This is a genomic window from Phyllobacterium chamaecytisi, assembly GCF_020164455.1.
Classification (GTDB): Bacteria; Pseudomonadota; Alphaproteobacteria; order Rhizobiales; family Rhizobiaceae; genus Phyllobacterium; species Phyllobacterium chamaecytisi.
In genome coordinates this window covers 168,478-185,195 of sequence record NZ_JAIQWW010000001.1, presented here as the reverse complement: position 1 = coordinate 185,195, position 16,718 = coordinate 168,478, and the positions used below count along the sequence as shown (strand labels likewise).

The 16,718-nt window shown below is 56.7% G+C and carries 14 protein-coding genes and 1 pseudogene; 4 read left to right on the top strand and 11 right to left on the bottom strand.

The window, feature by feature from the left end; translation table 11 throughout:
* Positions 1-549 precede the first annotated feature (549 nt).
* The 9 genes and pseudogenes from LB462_RS00830 to LB462_RS00790 all read right to left on the bottom strand — a co-directional run bounded on the left by LB462_RS00830 (position 550) and on the right by LB462_RS00790 (position 9,986).
* On the bottom strand, positions 550-1,200 hold the full coding sequence (locus LB462_RS00830) for a hypothetical protein (protein WP_224505535.1): 651 nt from the start codon (positions 1,198-1,200) through the stop codon (positions 550-552).
* Between the two features lie 756 nt (positions 1,201-1,956).
* Positions 1,957-3,192 carry a phage major capsid protein gene (locus LB462_RS00825; protein WP_224505534.1) on the bottom strand — a complete coding sequence of 412 codons (1,236 nt, stop codon included), beginning with the start codon at positions 3,190-3,192 and terminating at the stop codon, positions 1,957-1,959.
* A 636-nt stretch (positions 3,193-3,828) separates the two neighbouring features.
* Positions 3,829-4,305 carry a hypothetical protein gene (locus LB462_RS00820; protein ID WP_224505533.1) on the bottom strand — a complete coding sequence of 159 codons (477 nt, stop codon included), beginning with the start codon at positions 4,303-4,305 and terminating at the stop codon, positions 3,829-3,831.
* A gap of 577 nt (positions 4,306-4,882) precedes the next feature.
* Positions 4,883-5,362 (bottom strand): annotated as a pseudogene (locus tag LB462_RS00815) (HK97 family phage prohead protease); the annotation flags it as partial.
* A complete protein-coding gene (locus tag LB462_RS00810) occupies positions 5,352-5,720 on the bottom strand; it encodes a DUF6107 family protein (protein WP_224505532.1) in 369 nt (122 codons plus the stop codon). The pseudogene LB462_RS00815 and the gene LB462_RS00810, both read right to left, overlap by 11 nt.
* Position 5,721: 1 nt before the next feature.
* Positions 5,722-6,891 carry a phage portal protein gene (locus LB462_RS00805; RefSeq protein WP_224505531.1) on the bottom strand — a complete coding sequence of 390 codons (1,170 nt, stop codon included), beginning with the start codon at positions 6,889-6,891 and terminating at the stop codon, positions 5,722-5,724.
* Positions 6,892-7,345: 454 nt separating this feature from the next.
* The gene (locus tag LB462_RS00800; RefSeq protein ID WP_255626388.1) at positions 7,346-8,638 is read right to left on the bottom strand and encodes a DNA-packaging protein; all 1,293 of its coding nucleotides are present in this window, start codon (positions 8,636-8,638) and stop codon (positions 7,346-7,348) included.
* Complete coding sequence (locus LB462_RS00795; protein ID WP_224505530.1) at positions 8,520-9,056, bottom strand: hypothetical protein; 537 nt, start codon at positions 9,054-9,056, stop codon at positions 8,520-8,522. The genes LB462_RS00800 and LB462_RS00795 overlap by 119 nt, the downstream gene beginning before the upstream one ends.
* Before the next feature lie 303 nt (positions 9,057-9,359).
* Positions 9,360-9,986 (bottom strand): LysE family translocator, encoded by a 627-nt coding sequence (locus LB462_RS00790; RefSeq protein WP_224505529.1) that lies wholly within the window; start codon positions 9,984-9,986, stop codon positions 9,360-9,362.
* 268 nt (positions 9,987-10,254) lie between these two features.
* Between LB462_RS00790 and LB462_RS00785 the strand changes: the two genes are divergently transcribed.
* Genes LB462_RS00785 through LB462_RS00775 form a run of 3 tightly spaced genes read left to right on the top strand, consistent with a single transcriptional unit; the run spans position 10,255 to position 13,564 of the window.
* The gene (locus LB462_RS00785) at positions 10,255-12,405 is read left to right on the top strand and encodes a transglycosylase domain-containing protein (protein ID WP_224505528.1); all 2,151 of its coding nucleotides are present in this window, start codon (positions 10,255-10,257) and stop codon (positions 12,403-12,405) included.
* A 36-nt stretch (positions 12,406-12,441) separates the two neighbouring features.
* Positions 12,442-13,026: a DUF1214 domain-containing protein gene (locus LB462_RS00780; protein ID WP_224505527.1), complete on the top strand. Its 585-nt coding sequence runs from the start codon at positions 12,442-12,444 to the stop codon at positions 13,024-13,026.
* Positions 13,019-13,564, top strand: a complete 546-nt coding sequence (locus tag LB462_RS00775; protein WP_224505526.1) for a DUF1254 domain-containing protein — start codon at positions 13,019-13,021, stop codon at positions 13,562-13,564. The genes LB462_RS00780 and LB462_RS00775 overlap by 8 nt, the downstream gene beginning before the upstream one ends.
* A 43-nt stretch (positions 13,565-13,607) precedes the next feature.
* Here LB462_RS00775 and LB462_RS00770 read toward each other — a convergent pair whose 3' ends face one another.
* Positions 13,608-14,918 carry an MFS transporter gene (locus LB462_RS00770; RefSeq protein ID WP_224505525.1) on the bottom strand — a complete coding sequence of 437 codons (1,311 nt, stop codon included), beginning with the start codon at positions 14,916-14,918 and terminating at the stop codon, positions 13,608-13,610.
* Positions 14,919-15,073: 155 nt separating this feature from the next.
* The gene (locus LB462_RS00765) at positions 15,074-15,265 is read right to left on the bottom strand and encodes a hypothetical protein (protein ID WP_224505524.1); all 192 of its coding nucleotides are present in this window, start codon (positions 15,263-15,265) and stop codon (positions 15,074-15,076) included.
* Positions 15,266-15,578: 313 nt separating this feature from the next.
* Between LB462_RS00765 and LB462_RS00760 the strand changes: the two genes are divergently transcribed.
* On the top strand, positions 15,579-16,538 hold the full coding sequence (locus tag LB462_RS00760) for a DUF2336 domain-containing protein (RefSeq protein ID WP_224505523.1): 960 nt from the start codon (positions 15,579-15,581) through the stop codon (positions 16,536-16,538).
* Positions 16,539-16,718 lie beyond the last annotated feature (180 nt).

Sequence of the window (16,718 nt, the reverse complement as noted above, 5' to 3'; positions counted from 1 at the left end):
TTGGACAATTTTACTTATGTATTTGGTCATAAACTCCTGATCTAATTGTGCGGATCAAGTTCTCATTTACTAAAGCCAAGTCCCTTCATGATTGCCTCCAGAATCTCTTTAAGATTATTGAGGTGCTGCTGACCGCCATCGCCATGGGGATCGAAATCAAATCGCACGCGATTCCGCTTGGAAGCGGCTATGTTTACTCTAGAAAAGATGTTACTTGCGATGCATAATAATATGAAATTTCCCAAACTTACTTTGCATGTATTTTTGATATCAGTTCTTTATTTTGCCATTTCTTTATGGATAGCCAATTTATCTTTAAAAGATTTTAACTATTTTGAAGGAATATACTATACTGCATCTAGATTCGTAGACGCGACACCTCAAGCAATAATAATGCTGTTTCTATCGTTTTTGTTATTTTTCTTCAAAAAAGGCAATGCGATTTATACGATTTTGGTTATTTTGTGGATATCATTTTTTATAATCGGAACCATATGGACAGTATTACTTATACGCAGCGTGAATTATTCTTAAATGTAACTGCGGTTCTCATGGTTTTCGCCCACCAAAGCCAACGCCTGCTTTGATAGCTTCCAAGATTACCTCAAGGTTGTTGAGATGCTGTTGACCGCCATCCCCATGCGGATTGAAATCAAACTGCACCTTGCTGCGTCTGGACATGGCGATTCTCTGGTCAATGTTTTTCGACAGCGTTTTCTCACCTATCTTGTAATAGCTGACCCGCAGAGCGTCTTTCAGATCGCCGGATATTCCGTTCCAGGCAGCATTATCTTTGCTCGAGAAGAACCTGTCGGCATCCCTTATCGTCAGCGCGGCAAATGCAAAGGTTGTGTCTGTCTTGTTGAAGTTGGTCAAATCCTTAACCATCTTGTCGTAGTGGCCCAAATATTTATTCAGATCGAGCGGATCATCACCGCTTGCGGCATGTTCCGCGTGATACTCTTCCAAAAGGTCAATCGCTGTTTCAATTCTGATATTGCCGGGCCCGACATCTATCATCGCCGGATTTCTCCATTTATCACCCCAATTGGGACTGCCGCCTTTAATCGCATTGTAATTATCTGCAAGTTGCTGATGATTGAATCGCAATGCTCTCTGATCGCTCTCGACCTGCGCCGTCCCGCCTCGCAAGCCAAGGCTGAGATCCGGATTGTGGCGTGTGTCGTACTCATTGGCCACCGCACCTATCACTGCATTGCGCGAAACACCGAGCTTGTCGGCAACACGTTGCGCTGTCGCAGCGTGCCGGGTGATAAACTTCCTTGTCTCTCCCGTGAATTTCGTGGCCGGTTGGGATGAACTGCCTTGATCCACTGGCACGCGGCCACCCGCACGCCCCACGAACTGTCCCGCGGTACCATCCGGTGCCTTGGGGCCAGTCTCTGGTTTGCGTCCAACCACCACCGCACCGCCAAACCGCCCATGGCCGGAGGCGAGCTGCGCACCACCTGTCACTCCGCCGCTCCCGCCCTCGTCCGTTTATTGCCCGCCATCGGAATTGCCGGCGGGTACACGCGGTTGGTCTGGATTGTATTTTCTGACCCAGATCTGGAAAGGCTCATAGAGTAGTGAGCGGCTTTTCAGTTCATTGTTCTCTTGGGCCAGGCTAGCCAGCCAAAGGAGGTTATGTTCCCGCGGCGGACTACGCTTCAAAGCCCCGATCAAAACTTCGTTGGCCTTGATATTCCAGAGTATTCTCAGCTGATGCGAATTGTATGGCGCTGCCATGAAATGTGCGCTCCGGAAACTACTGGATTGGGTGAAATGAGCAATTCGACGAAGGTCTTAGGAAGATTTGGCGTATGCCATTCTGGCCAGGACGAGACGAAAATGGTGGTTTTCGAGGACCGGAGCGCAGCGTACATATTGGTACGTGAGCACCGGACCGCAGAAAAACGCCATTTGCAGGCCGTCCTGGTCTGAATGGGTTGAGGATCAGGCCGCGAATTTCAACAGCTTGATCGCATCAAAATCCTGCACGCCGCCGCCAACGCGTTTGGTCGTGTAGAACAGCACGTAAGGCTTGGCGGAGTAAGGATCGCGCAGCACGCGCACGCCTGTGCGATCCACCACCAGATAGCCCCTGGCGAAGTCGCCAAAGGCAATCGGCGTCGCCTTGTCGGCGATATCCGGCATGTCCTCCGCCTCGACAAGCCCGAAGCCGAGCAGCGAGGCCTGGGCGCCAGGCGTCGCCGGCGGCGTCCAGAGATAGTTGCCGTCCCTGTCCTTGAGCTTGCGGATTTCGGCCTGCGTCTTGCGGTTCATTACCCAATTGGCGTTCTGGCGATAGCCGGCCTTCAGCGCATAGATGGTATCGAGCAGGATGTCGGAAGCATCGGCAGTGGGAAACTTGCCGGCAACGCCCGTGGAAAGCGAACCGAGCTTGCCCCAAGCCCAGGCACTTTCGGCCACGACGTCATAGGTCAGGAAGCCCCGCGGCTTGTTGATGCCATCGCCGCTGATGAAGGCCTTGCCTTCTTGTTCGGCAAAGGCCGTTTCCACTTCCGTCGAAATCCACTGCTCCACATCAACCGCGCTATCGTCGAGCAAGGAGGATGTTGCCGCCGGCATGGCGTAGAGTTCCATGGTGGGGAACTGCAGCTCGGCCAGCTTGGAGCCTTCCGTCTGCGGCCGGATATCGGTTTCGCTGACCCAGCCAACTGAAGGGCCCTTGATCGAGTAGGGCTTCTTCAGCACCGAGCCCGACACCTGCCGCACGGAAGCAATACCTCGGATCGGCGAGATTTGCGCCAGACGCGCGCCAATCTGGGTCTCCAGTTCCTCCGGTACCAGATAGCCGCCATCGCTTGCCGAGCCAATCGTATGCGCCTTGGTTTCGATGACACGCAGAGCGCTTTCATCGCCGCGCCGCACATAGGTTTCAAAGGCGTTCTTGTGCTCGGGCGAAGAAACCTGGCGAACGCCGCCATCCAGCGCCGGACGCGCCTGTTTCAATTCCAAGCGATCCATGGCGCGCTTTCGCGCATCCATTTCGATGTCCAGGCGCTGCATTTTATCGGCGGTCAGAACATCGACGCTCTTACCTTTCTCGATATCGCCGAGGCGAACGTCATTCGCGGCTTTGTATTCGTTAAATGTGCGGGAAAATTCTTCAAAACTCTCAGGGTCGCTCGTAGTCTTGGTTTCGAGCACTTGCTTGGCTTTACTCATTCTTCTTCCTTTTGGTTGTTAAAATGCAGTGTTGAAAATGCGCACAGCCTTGCCGCCCCGCGCCGGTAGTCCGGGCGAAGTTTCAAGGTTGCTATGCGGGAAATCCTGCTTTCAGGATGGATGTAGTATCAGATTTCTAATGCGGCTGATTATTTGGGGCGGCGGGCTAATGGCTTGACCTGCAAACGCAAATGCAGCGTCGATCTCAAAATTCATAAACAAATCTATTCGTAATATTCTACACAGCAGTCGCGCTGCGAACCTCCGTCCATGTGCCGATAGCCTGGTTCGGGCGGTGCGCCTTCCGATTAGTCTATGCGCCGAACGATTTCTTCCAAATACATGCGTATACCGTCGTCGCTATCGAAGCGGGTGTTGGAGTTGGCTCCTTGCCATATTCTGTTTAGTTCCTTGGAGTCATGCACGTTTTCAAGCACATCCGACAGAAACTGCTTGATAACCTATCGTTGCTGAGCTGTAACCTGTGACAGAGCAAAGGCGAACTCGTCCTTGACCTCTGGGAACGCCACCAAGATAGATGGGTTAAACCAAACGCACATTTCGGTAAATTCGGGCAGTATTTTCATGGATTGGGGCCCGCTCCCATCGCCGTCCACTGCCGGCCATCTTGGCTCATCAGTTACGCAGTATCAATTGCGCGTTCTCGTCTAGATCAATCAAGCGCTCTACCGATTTCTCCAAAATCTCTGCCGGAATCTGTACAGCGAATTTGCTATCCCCATGACTCTGAATGGCCTCCTCCGGCAATTCGCGTCTTTCAGCAGCACCCAAACCAAGACCAGGGCCGAGGTCGTGTTCGATCGTCTCGCCCTTGTTTATATAACTCTGCGCCGTATACCATTCAAAGACGGCTATCCATTCCTCATCAGGACGCAATTGCCGGACAGCCTCAAGGAAATCCTCCGCCTGTTTCAAAGCGGCTGGTGAAACGCTGACCACACCTGGTCTTTGGTATCCATCCGGAAGTGGTCCTTTGACTAATTCGGAACTCATGGAAATATCTCCGCTCGAAATGAAAAACAAAACTGAAACAACAGCAAATTTCATAGATTTAAAAATAGAAATATGGATCCTTGATGAACCCTCGCCCATCCCCACTTCCCTCCTTTACAATAGTCTGCCCATTAGCACATCCATAGGTGATCTTAAACCTTTTGTTGCCATAACTATCTTGCGAGCGGGAAATGCCTTCCGCTACACAAACACGAAGAACGGTACCCGCAATCTGATACCTGCGTTTGCCCCTCCGATAAGATGAGCTTTCGTCAATTTTTTCTCCAACTCTTCCCGTTTGGCTTCTCTGAACCGCCGAACGGTTCCTTTGACCGCTCGACGGATTCTTAGTCGATCCGACAACACTTTCACCTCCCCCACTTCCACTTCCACTTCCACTTCCGCCATCCGTCCATTGCCCGCCATCGGGGTTTCCCGCTGAAACACGCGGCTGGTCGGGATTGTACTTGCGGTACCAGATCTGGAACGGCTCATAGAACGTCGAGTGGCTTTTCAGCTCCGCGTTCTCTTCCCGCAAGCGCGCCAGCCAGCGGCAGTTGTAATCGCTCTGCGGCGAACGTTTCAGCGCCTCGATCAGGACCTCATTGGCCTTGATGTTCCACAAAAGCCTGTGCTGGTTGGAATAATCCTTGTCCGGCATGGCGTCCGCAGGCAGGCTCTTCACCTGCCCCACCCGCGCCGATGGCAACATCGGAAAAGTCACCACCGAGATTTCCCAAAGGTCCGCCTCGTGGATGTGCCTGATACCACCCGTATCCGCCTTGGCCTTGATCGTCTTGAAGCCGATGGAAAGCCCATCGATGGCGCCAGAGCGCATCAGCTCCAGCACTTCGGAAGCCTTGGCGACACCCTTGGCCAGCTTGCCCTCGACATAGAGCCCGCGCTTGTCCTCGCGAACCTCCGTCCAGGTGCCTATCGGCTGATTCGGATCGTGCTGCCACAGCATGCGGATGCCGGCGGCGCCACGTGTGTGGATCGACTTCAGAAAGGCTCCCGCCTGAATCGCGTCCTTGCCCAGATCAACCTCGCCGAACAGACTGGCATAGCCGGAAAAGCTGCCATCCTCCGCCACGGTCTCGACGGTCAGTCCGGTATATTTTTTCTCAAGTCTTGGCAGGAAACGCCTATCGGACATTGGCGATATCCCTTTCGTCAGAGGGACTTCTATCGATTTGCGGAGGTTTTGATTCACCGATGCGCGCAGCGATGCGGGCGAAAATGCCAAGCGCGGTCCAGGCGGCGAGGCTTGCAGCCGTCGCACCCATCAGCATCAATTCGGTTTTCCCGAGCTCACCGCCAATGTCGAGTTCGGCAGCGATCTTGATCCCGGCTACGCCGCCGAAGGCGAGGCCGCAGACAATGCCGACGATGAAGCGGATGGCCGCTTCGCTCTTGTCGCGCGGCAGCATGTAGGCGAGGGAGACGGCGGAGCCTGCAATAGCGCCCGCCGCCTTTGCCGCCAGAATCCAGGCGGCATCGGACCAGTGTGTCATCTTATTCTCCCTGATTTGTTGGGGCGTAGCCGACTGCTTCTCGCTTTTCCTCATCGCTGAGGAACGGCGCAGCGCCGATCCGCTGCCACAGCGCATCGCGTTCCTGTGAGAGCCCATCGACGCGATCGAGATCGGGTTCAATACGCAGTTCATTGCCGTAAACCGGACCGAGCCAGGCAGCGAAAGCCTTGGCCGTACGTGTCACCATCGGGATCACCGTCAGGCGATAGAAGGCGCGGTTGGCCTCGGCGTAGTTGGCGTAGGTGTTGTCGCCGGGAATGCCGAGCAGCATGGGCGGAATGCCGAAGGCCAGCGCGATATCGCGGCTTGCGGTGTTCTTGGCGGCAATGAAATCCATATCGAGCGGCGACAGTCCCATGGATTTCCAGTCGAGCCCGCCTTCCAGCAGCAATGGACGACCAGCCTTCGCCGCACCGGTATAGCCCTCTTCCAGTTCGCCCTTCAGCCGCTCGAACTGATCTTCTGTCAGGTGGCTGGTTTCGCCCGGCGCATAGACGAGCGCTCCCGAGGGCCGCGCAGAATTGTCGAGCAGCGCCTTGTTCCACGAGCCGGAAGCGTTGTGGATATCGAGCGCCATAAGCGCGGCTTCGAGCGGCGCGAAGCCGTAATGATCATCGAGCGGATGGAAGAGCTTCAGGTGCAGTCCGCGCCCCTCATCGAGCGGGATTGTGCGCTTCTGCGCGCCGACACCGTAGTTCAGCGCAATCGGCCAGCCATTGTCATCGGCGATGATACGAACGCGATCCGGCCGCAAGAGGTGCAGTTCGCTCGCCCCGCCGCCACTCTGCACTCGCTCCACATAAGCGTTGCCGGAGAGCAGCAGATGGCCATACAGCGCTTCGAGAAAGCTGGCGCCGTCGGTGCCGCGGTGCGGGCCCGCCAGAAGATCGAGCATCGGATGCTCGCTGTGCTCCGTCTTGCCCTCATAGAGCAGCCAGGGTGTTGCGCCGGCCGCTTCCGCCAGATGACGGACGCAGCGGTAGGCAACGGGATTGCGCATGAAACCTTGCCGCGAAAGCCCGACATAACCGCTCTGCGACCAGCGCGCCTCGCGGTCGAATTGCAAGGCGACAAAGCCCTGCGCCGACTTCTGCTGCAGATACGGGTTCTCATTCGCAGCGCGTCGGCGCCACGGCCAGTTGAGTGCCATGCGAGGGGTACTTTCTGTTGTTTGAAAAGCGTCAGTCTTGCGGACAACCGCCTACGCGTCGTGCGCGACGAAGTTACAACCCTACGTTCGTTGCCGTGCGCAGCAATTCCATGAATGTGGTCGAGATACGAGTTTCGAGGGCAAAAGCAGAAGCATCGAGGTAGCCGCTGCATCGAGAAGATTGGCCTCCCGACCTTGGGCAGGGCCTTGCCTTCGAACCTGGAGGTGCAGCAATGCGGTTTTTACCGTTTCGCATCACCCTTATTATGAAAAAGACCCGGACGAGCTACCATCTCGAAATCCGGGTCCAATTTCACAAATAAGGAAAGGGGGACAGGCGAAAGCTCGTTCCCCACTCCAAAGCCAATATAACATTTTCCATTTCATTTCCAAGCGCTAAGGCGTTTCAATGAACAGAAACAGGAATATGACGCAGGCCGTCATGGCGTGAATGTCACCTCACCACGCGTATCCTCGGGCTGCCATCGCGGCGGCGCAGGAGATCGCTAAGAGCCCAGACCAGCGCGTCCACACGATCCGGAGAGCGGCCGTTCGATAAGCCATTATGCGCGAAGTCGCACATTTCATCCTCCAGCAGTGGAAACCGCGCCGCATGGCGCACCCTGCCCTGTTCGTAGAGTGCCGCGATCGGCTCGGCGCGCAGCGCCTTGCCGCGATTGGCCCGCACGGAACGCACGGGAACGCCATCGTCCTCCGCTGCGATCACCGCAGCGACCATATCGCCGCCCTGATTGACCTCGGCAATGATCAAATCAGCCTCCAGCCTGTGAAACAGCGCAATCGCCCGTCTCGCCCATTCATGCGGCTTGGCCGGTGCAAAACTCTCGTCAGCCAGCACCCAGGCCATGCCGTTTTCATCGAGGCCGGCCGCCACGATCCCGCAAGCATCGGATTTCTTCGTTGCGCTGGCCGGAGGATCGATCGCAACGACAATCCGCTTCAGTTCCGGCACGTCTGGCGAGAACACGTTCTCCATCATCAGCCGGGACCACAGCGCGTCCGGGCTTTCCTCGATCAACTCGCCATCGAGTTCCTGCCGCCCGAGCCGCGTGCCGCCATAAAGGCCATTCACATGCTTGACGTAGCCCGGAGCAAGATTGGCGGCATTCTCGCGCATTGTCATGCGGCGCACACGAATTGCCGGATCGGCGAGCATATTCTTGAGCAATGGCAGCGGTCTTGGCGTCGTCGTTACGACCTGCCGCGGGTTCAACCCGAGACGCAGGCCGAATTGCAGCATGTCCCAGGTCTCCTGCACATGTTTCCATTTGCACAACTCGTCGCACCAGGCGGCGTCGAATTGCGGGCCGCGCAGACTGTCCGGGTCTTCCGATGAAAACATCGACGCCGTGGCGCCGTTGGACCAAACGAGACGCCGCCGGGTCATCTCGTAGCGTGGTCTCTCTGCGCGGGACACCTTCATGATACCCGACGGCCCGTCGATCATGACTTCGCGCACATCCGCCAATGTCTCGCCGACCAGCGCGATGTTGCATGAACCACGCGTAGCGAACGGCCGGTAGTTTTGTGCGACGCCGTTGACCCATTCCGCGCCTATCCGGGTCTTGCCGGAGCCGCGCCCGCCAAGGATCAGCCATGTCTGCCATTCACCGTGTGGCGGTTGCTGCCTCGTCCTTCCCTCGCAAATCCACTCCCGTTCGAGCGCTACCGACTCCCTTTCGTTGAAGTTCTTCCTGGACCAGTTCTCTTGCACGGCTGTCAGCAAGTTCATCGATCCTTTCATCAATGCGTTTCAGGACGGCGCGAAGCTCATCGGCACTCAGGCTACCCACGGTTTGCGCTCTTGTTGTTGCAAAGCGCTCTTGTAGATCGCTCACGCGCTCAATTGTGCGGGCAAGAAGCGCCAGGGCATCGAGCCTCGCTTTGCCCGACGCTTCTTTATCAAGCGAGGAAAGCGTATCCAGTTCCTTGCGCAGCAGATCCATGATCCGCTGGGCAAGACGCAACTGCCGGCTTCCCTGTTGCATATCGCTATAAGACAGGCCGTCGCGTTTGAGCGCTCGCAGGAACTGGCCTTCTGTCAGCCCGAGCAGCGGCACGACCTCGGCGGCCGATATGCCATATTCGCGGCATAGCGCAAATGCGCTTCGCCGGCGCATGGCGGCGGCAAAATTGACGATCATGGATTGTCCTTGAGGTAGGAGCCGAAACGGATCTACTCGCCCCGGCTAACCGGCCCGCGAAGTATTGGACACATTTCCGACGATGACTAAAACCTACAGGACAACCGTTACGCAGTCAAGGATTATATTCTTAATAGAGAAAATTTTCTTAACTGCGTGAGAAGAGAACTTTGAGAATTCAACCTGATGAGGCAGCTGGTGTGGTTTTCGAGAACCGGAGCGCAGCGGACGTTTTGGTCCGTGAGCACCGGAAGCGCAGAAAATCGCATCAGATGTCCATCAGGGTGAAGTTATCGAGGTTCTCTATGCCTTTTTCCAGCTGAGCGCCAGCAACCCTGCCCCGATCATCAGCGATCCGCCTGTCCGGTTGACGATACGCTGGACCTTCGGCTCGCGGATGGTCTGGCGCGCCATCGATGCCATCACAGCGTAGGTTGCAGCATTCAGTGTCGCGAGAACGAGGAAGGTCGTTTCGAAGATCACCATTTGCGTGAATATCGGGCGGGTCGTATCGAGGAACTGCGGCAGGAAAGCCACGAAGAAAATGATGCTTTTCGGATTGAGAGCAGTCACCACGTAGGCGTGGAGGAAGATGCGGTGGGCCTTCTCGTTCTTTTCCGGCGTTTCGCCGGTTTCAGGATTGGCGATCGGCGCACGCCAGAGCTTGATGCCAAGGTAGATAAGATAGGCGGCACCAACCCATTTCAGCACGGTAAAGATCGCTGCCGATGCCGCGAGCAAGGCGCCAAGTCCAAGCATGGAGGCAGTCATCGCAGTGAAATCACCGAGCGCAACACCCGCAACCGTCGCCGCCGCAAAGCGCCGGCCATGGCCAAGCGCATAGGAGATGACGAGAAGGATCGTCGGACCAGGAATAGCGAGAAGAATTGCCGATGCAGCAACGAATGCCAGCCAATGTTCAATGGACATGCCTATGCTCCCACCTGGAAAAATGACACCAATCCACCGGACAGGCGCAATTGCAAGTGGAAACTTTTTGGCAACAGTCCCGGTCAAATCTCCATATCGGAGGCGCTTACCCTTGTGACATTAATCACAAAGGCGGTATTCTTTTTGTGGGATGAAATGACCATATTAAAGCCTAAACAGCCGCCTCAAGAAGCTGTTAAGTGATATCCGCTAAACCATGTGCCTTCAGGGGCAAGCATGGCTTAGCACAGGGCAGGCAAGAAGTTTGATGAACGCGCCAAGGCCGGACAAGAAACGCAAGCGATTCAAGGTCTCGCCACTGCTTGGGCTTGATGCCTGGATCGATTCGACCCTTTACGAAACGCGCTTTCGCCTTGCAGAATTCTGGGAAGACACCACCATCTTCTTCCGCCGCTTCCATGTCACGGGCTGGCGTCGCGCTATATTCGAAGTTCTGGGCGAAGCATTCACCTGGGGTACAGTCGGTTCCGTGCTCATGCTGACGCTGGCTATCCCGGCCTTTCATGAAACCGAAAAGAACTGGCGTACACGCGATGATTTCGCCGTGACGTTCCTCGACCGCTATGGCAACGAGATCGGCCAGCGAGGTATTCTGCACCGCAGTGCCGTACCCATCGACGAATTGCCGGACCACGTCATCAAGGCCGTCCTTGCAACTGAAGACCGTCGCTTCTTCGACCATTTCGGCATTGATTTCCTCGGGCTGTCGCGCGCCATGACGGAAAACCTGCGCGCCAATTCCGTTGTCCAGGGCGGCTCGACCATTACCCAGCAGCTGGCGAAAAATCTGTTTCTCAACAATGAGCGAAGCCTTGACCGCAAGATCAAGGAAGCTTTCCTTGCCCTATGGCTGGAGTCAAACCTCACCAAGAAGGAAATTCTGCAGACATATCTCGACCGCGCCTATATGGGCGGCGGAACGTTCGGCATCGCGGCGGCTTCCGAATTTTACTTTGGCAAGAGCGTCAAGGATGTCAATCTGGCTGAGGCGGCAATGCTGGCCGGGCTTTTCAAGGCACCAGCGAAATATGCGCCGCATGTCAACCTGCCGGCAGCGCGTGCCCGCGCCAACGTGGTGCTCACCAATCTCGTCCAGGGCGGATTGATGACCGAAGGCCAGGTGGTCGGCGCACGGCGCAATCCCGCAACCGTGGTTGATCGGGGCCGCTCGGAAAGCCCGGATTATTTCCTCGATTGGGCCTTCGATGAGGTCAAGAAGGTCGCGCAGAAAATGCCGACCCATACGCTCGTCGTCCGCACCACGCTCGATACGGGAATCCAGAAGGCAGCGGAGGAATCCGCGGAATATCACCTTCGTCAGTTCGGCAAGGAATATCACGTCACCCAGGCTGCAATCGTCGTCCTTGAAAACAACGGCGCTGTCAGGGCGATCGTCGGCGGCCGCGACTATGGCGAAAGCCAGTTCAACCGCGCCACGGCCGCGCTGCGGCAGGCGGGCTCGTCGTTCAAGCCTTATGTCTATGCTGCCGCCATGGAAAAGGGCATGACACCGAAGACGCTGGTCTCCGGTGGCGCGGTTTCATGGGGCAACTGGTCGCCGCAGAATTATTCTCGCCAATATCTGGGCAAGATCGACCTGACCACCGCACTGGTCAAATCCATCAATACAGTGCCCGTGCGGCTCGCCAAGGATTACCTGACGACCGCGCCCATCGTAGCCTTGACCAAGGCTTTTGGCGTTGAGTCGCCGATCAGCTCGCACAAGACCATGGTGCTGGGCACCTCCGGCATGACCGTCATGGATCAGGCAACCGGTTATAACGTCTTCGCGACTGGCGGCATCGCCGGCATGCGTCATCCCTTCACGCAGATTTTGAGCCAGAATGGCGACATCCTGTGGGATTGGAAGAAGGATGGCGTGAAACCGCATCGGGTGCTTTCGCAAACGGCGGCAGATAACATGAACATCATGCTGTCGCAGGTGCCGGAATGGGGCACAGGCCGGCGCGCTGCTTTGCCGATGACGCGCGCGGCGGGCAAGACAGGCACCACGCAAAGCTATCGCGATGCATGGTTCGTTGGCTTCACAGGCAACTACACGGCCGCAGTCTGGTTCGGCAATGACAATTTCACGCCGACCAAGGAATTGACGGGCGGCATCCTTCCGGCAATGACCTGGCAGCGCTTCATGAACTATGCGCATCAGAACATCGATCTCAAAGCCATCCCGGGCATCGACCCAACCATGCCGAAGCAGGACAAGGTGGCGGCGGCCAAAGAGGCAGAAGCCGTTGACGACGACGCGCTGAAAGCGGAAGAGCGGCCACGGGTTCTTTCAGGCGCCACCGCAACTGCCATCCGCGAAATCGGCCAGGCGCTGAAGGCCGCGCCGCAGCTCAAACTGCCAATCCTGCCCTCAAAAGTCTCCGCGCTTTGATTGCGTGCACCGACGCTCCCGTGTACTCCTGATTCGATGCTTCGAAATGTTCTCCTCGCCCTCATTGCGCTTGTGATTGCTGTTGGCGGCGGCACGCTGAGCGCATGGTATGCGGTCAACCGTTTCGATGGCTTTGGCGCGCTGACCGTCGGCCAATGGACCGGGCATCCGGAAGCCGGCACCCTCCTCTCAGATCCCTATGCCAAGGCGCGCGCGGCCCGCGAAGGCGCCTTTCCGCTTGGGTCTGCCGAGGGTCTCGCCTTTTACGCCTATGATGATAATCAGGGCCAGGCATTGGACCGGCGCTGCTCCTACAGGATCGAAGGCAATAGTCCCAATTCGCGTTTCTGGACGCTTTACGCGGCCGACCGCTCATTGATCGCACTTGACCCGGGTAAGGACCGCCTGCCCGCGCTGCATTCGCGGCAAATACTCCGCCAGGAGAATGGCCAGTTCGTCGTGCTCGTTTCGCCCAAGGCGCAACCGGGAAACTGGCTTGCCACGATGGGCGCCGGCCGGATGGTGCTGGTGATGACACTCTATGACACGCCTGTCGGCAGCAATTCGGGCCTCGTCGACATGACATTCCCGGCGGTCACGAGGATCAGTTGCGATGGGTAAGCTTTTTCGCGCCCTGCTCTTTGGTCTCATCGGAGCCGGCATCGTTCACATCGCGGTTGTGCTGCTCGTGCCCTTCTATTCCGATCGCAACGCCTGGTCGCGCATTTCCGCCTATGGCGATGACTGGCAATTCCATAGCGTGACTCGAGACCGGGCGCCCGGCACCGTGCCGCTCGCCTTCGATCCACTGTTCCAGGCAGCAGCCTGCCGTTTCGATATCGAGGACCTTCCCGCTCACATCACCGGCATAGGCACGACGCCTTATTGGTCAATCTCCGTTTACAACCGCCAAGGCGAAAACATCTATTCGATCAACGATCGCACCGCGATCGCCGACCAGCTCGATCTCGTCATCGCGACACCGCTGCAAATGATTGAACTCAACAAGACCAAGCCTGCGGCGGCAGAAAACTCCGTGCTGATCGAGGCCGACATGGACGAAGGCTTTGTTGTCATCCGCAGTTTCGTGCCGGATGAGTCCTGGAAGGAAGAAGTCGGTTCCTTCCTGCAGAGTGCCAGCTGTACGCCGCTGCTTTGACCGGCAACGGCCTGAGGTCGCTGCCAGTTTCACGAAAGAAGCGCTACTCCTCCAGAGGTTCATGCGCTGTTTCGCGCGCAAGCAAGAGCACCAATCCCGTCACGCAAGCCGCGCCTGCCACATAGATCGAGATGGCGTTGGAGCCCGAATAGCTTTTGAACAGCGCCGCCATGATCAAGGGAGCGAATCCACCGCCGATAATCCCGGCAAAAGTATAAGCGAGCGATGCGCCGGTGAAGCGAATACGGGTCGGGAATTGTTCGATGATGAATGACGCCTGCGGACCGTAAAGACACGCATGCACGATCAGACCACCAACGGAGGCGAGCACGATCGCCATGGTCTGCGCCGTATCGAACAACACGAACATGAAGAAGGCCCAGATGATCGCGCTGAGGACGCCGAGCGCGAGCACGGGTCGCCGTCCCCAATGATCGGATAAGATCGCAAAGAGCGGAACGGCCAGCGCGTTGAATCCCGTACCTATCAAGAGAGCCATCAACGCCGTGGACTTTGGTAGTTGCAGGACGGTGGTCACATAGGTCAGCGTGAAGACAACGATCAACCCGTAGAGCACATCGCCGCCGATGCGGGATCCACCCGCCAGCAACAGGCGGCGCCAATGATTGGTGACGACCTCCTTGATCGGCGCTTCGGCCTTGGTATGCGCCTCTTCGAGCTGCTTGAACATCGGCGATTCTTCGACACCGCTGCGAACCCACAGCCCAAATGTGACCAAGGCAAGGCTGAGAAGAAAAGGGATGCGCCAGCCCCATGCGAGGAAAGTTTCGTTGTCCATGAGCGACGTAAAGCCATAGATCAGGCCGGTCCCAAGAAGGGTGCCCAGGGCGGGTCCCATCTGTGTCCACGAGGCATTGAGTCCCCGCTGGTCCTGCCGTCCATGCTCGACCGCCAGCAAGACTGCGCCCGCCCATTCGCCCCCGAGAGCAACACCCTGCACGAAGCGCAACGTTATCAGCAGCAGCGGCGCCAGTATTCCGGCGGAGCCATAGGTCGGCAGCAGGCCGATGGTCGCAGTCGTTAACCCCATGATGATCAGTGTTATCACCAACACTGCACGGCGGCCGATCTTGTCGCCGAGGCGGCCAAAAAACAGACCGCCAAGCGGGCGCGATAGATAGCCGATCGCGTAAGTGGAAAATGCCAGCATCGTGCCGACCATGGGATCGACGCTCGGGAAGAACAGCTGGCTGAAGACCAGCGCCGCCATCGTGTTGTAGATGGTGAAATCGTAATATTCGAGCGTCGTACCAACCATGCTGGCAAGGGCTAGACGCTTTGGATGAGCTGAAGGTAAGCCGATACTCTCGGCGGTGCCGGTAATTGATGACATTGAAAATCTCTCTGTTGAAATGGTGTAAGAATAAACTTAGCGCGCGTAATAATTTGCAATAGGATACGCAGCCGCCATTCGTGTCAAGCACGCAAGTGCGATAAAAGCTGATCTAATAAGCAAAGATGCGAATTGCTTGAATAATAGGCAGCAATTTAACCTGGCTGCGGCATCCTATCGAAAAATCTGCGCGGTGATTTTGGTTTGGCGCGCTTTGGCGCTTCCGGTGCATAACGCTCATAGCGCACGCCGGGAAAAATCGTGATTTCGGCAGTCGTCTGCCGTTCGTTGTCTGCAATGGTGCGGCGCTTGTTTGCGCTGCCTGGAAATGTGATGACCAACCCCATATCGCCCATCCGTTTTAGGATGTGTCGAAATTCGCGATCATGACGAGGCGAAAACGGTGGTTTTCGAGAACCGGAGCGGAGCGTACTTGAAGTACGTGAGCACCGGATCGCAGAAAAATGCCGTTTGCAGGCCGTCATGGCGTGAATATCAACGCATCCGAGTTCGTTGATCTCCTTGATACGCCGATGCTTACGCGCGCACGATTTGCGCCATAATTTTCATTAGCCCACCGATGGTTAACGGGTTGCTAACGCTTCAAGGCTAATTTTAGCCATTGTTTAACCTCGTACTGCGTCTCGTGGAGTTGTGTTCGTGAAGTATCCTGAGTTTCGGGCGCTTGAAGACCGCAGTAGCGGCAGCAAGGCTGACGATCTCCTCACCGCGTCGATTACTGCCTTCTGCTGCGTCGCAAGACCGGCAAAGAGCGATGCGCAGCAGCTCGAGGACCTCGCGGTTCCGCTCCTCGCCCTCGCCTCGCAGCGGGTACGGCGCCATGCGGCCGCCGCCCTGTCGGAATTTTCCCACGCACCGAAACGGCTTGTCATCGCGCTCGCGGAAGACGAGGTGGATATATCTGCGCCGCTTCTGCTGCGCTCGCCGGTTCTGAACACGTCCGACCTGATCGACATCATCGCGCATAAGGGCCTTGGCCACGCGCGGGCCATCGCACGGCGCGAGATCACCGATCCCGAACTTCTGAGCCTGCTGCATGGGTTCAATGACCCGGCCATTGAACGTGCTTTGACGCCTCAATCGAATTTCGTCCATGGCAGGGAAAGCGACATGCCCGACACCCTCTCGACCCAGGAATCGCCGCGCCTGCGCGAAACGCGTGAGGCTTTGAAGGCGCTGATGCGGGACAGTGATGCCGGTTTTTCAAGCGATCAGGCTTTGGCCGAACATCTTGTCGATGCGGCTCTTCTCGACCAGACCACCTCCTTCGAACAGGAGTTTGCCAAGGCGCTTGACCTCGATGCCGACACCGCAAAACGAATCATCGGCCATGGCCTGAACGCGGAACTGACGATCGCGCTGGCGTCTCTCGGGCTTTCAGCCGAGGCGGCGCATCTCGTCCTTACAGGGCTGTTCGGCCTCGTGCACAAGGATCTGCATTCGCTGCGCCTCTTCGTGCAATCCTATCGCAAGATCGATCAGGCGAAAGCCGAGGCGACCGTCGAGCGCTGGAGGGCACAGGAAAACTCGCAGAAACTACGGCAGAAACTGCGCGAGATGGCCGCGGACTTCGAGAACGGCGCCCGCAAGGTTTCTTGATTGGCATCTATCGTTTGCGTTCTTGTCTTGGATACGGCCCGCGTTCGTGGTTATCGTTCAAGACGCTCATCCAAGTCACTTATTAGCAATATTAACACTGGCTGGTACAACTGGCGGTGTATTCTCTTATAAATTACAACTAGTAGTTATATTCCGGTTTAGATCTGTCTGTCATATTCA

Excerpts from the sequence above, each read along its gene's own strand:
- LB462_RS00825 (WP_224505534.1), bottom strand. The coding sequence starts at position 3,192 with ATGAGTAAAGCCAAGCAAGTGCTCGAAACCAAGACTACGAGCGACCCT.
- LB462_RS00820 (WP_224505533.1), bottom strand. The coding sequence starts at position 4,305 with ATGGGCGAGGGTTCATCAAGGATCCATATTTCTATTTTTAAATCTATG.
- LB462_RS00810 (WP_224505532.1), bottom strand. The coding sequence starts at position 5,720 with ATGACACACTGGTCCGATGCCGCCTGGATTCTGGCGGCAAAGGCGGCG.
- LB462_RS00805 (WP_224505531.1), bottom strand. The coding sequence starts at position 6,891 with ATGGCACTCAACTGGCCGTGGCGCCGACGCGCTGCGAATGAGAACCCG.
- LB462_RS00795 (WP_224505530.1), bottom strand. The coding sequence starts at position 9,056 with ATGATCGTCAATTTTGCCGCCGCCATGCGCCGGCGAAGCGCATTTGCG.
- LB462_RS00790 (WP_224505529.1), bottom strand. The coding sequence starts at position 9,986 with ATGTCCATTGAACATTGGCTGGCATTCGTTGCTGCATCGGCAATTCTT.
- LB462_RS00785 (WP_224505528.1), top strand. The coding sequence starts at position 10,255 with ATGAACGCGCCAAGGCCGGACAAGAAACGCAAGCGATTCAAGGTCTCG.
- LB462_RS00780 (WP_224505527.1), top strand. The coding sequence starts at position 12,442 with ATGCTTCGAAATGTTCTCCTCGCCCTCATTGCGCTTGTGATTGCTGTT.
- LB462_RS00775 (WP_224505526.1), top strand. The coding sequence starts at position 13,019 with ATGGGTAAGCTTTTTCGCGCCCTGCTCTTTGGTCTCATCGGAGCCGGC.
- LB462_RS00770 (WP_224505525.1), bottom strand. The coding sequence starts at position 14,918 with ATGTCATCAATTACCGGCACCGCCGAGAGTATCGGCTTACCTTCAGCT.
- LB462_RS00765 (WP_224505524.1), bottom strand. The coding sequence starts at position 15,265 with ATGGGGTTGGTCATCACATTTCCAGGCAGCGCAAACAAGCGCCGCACC.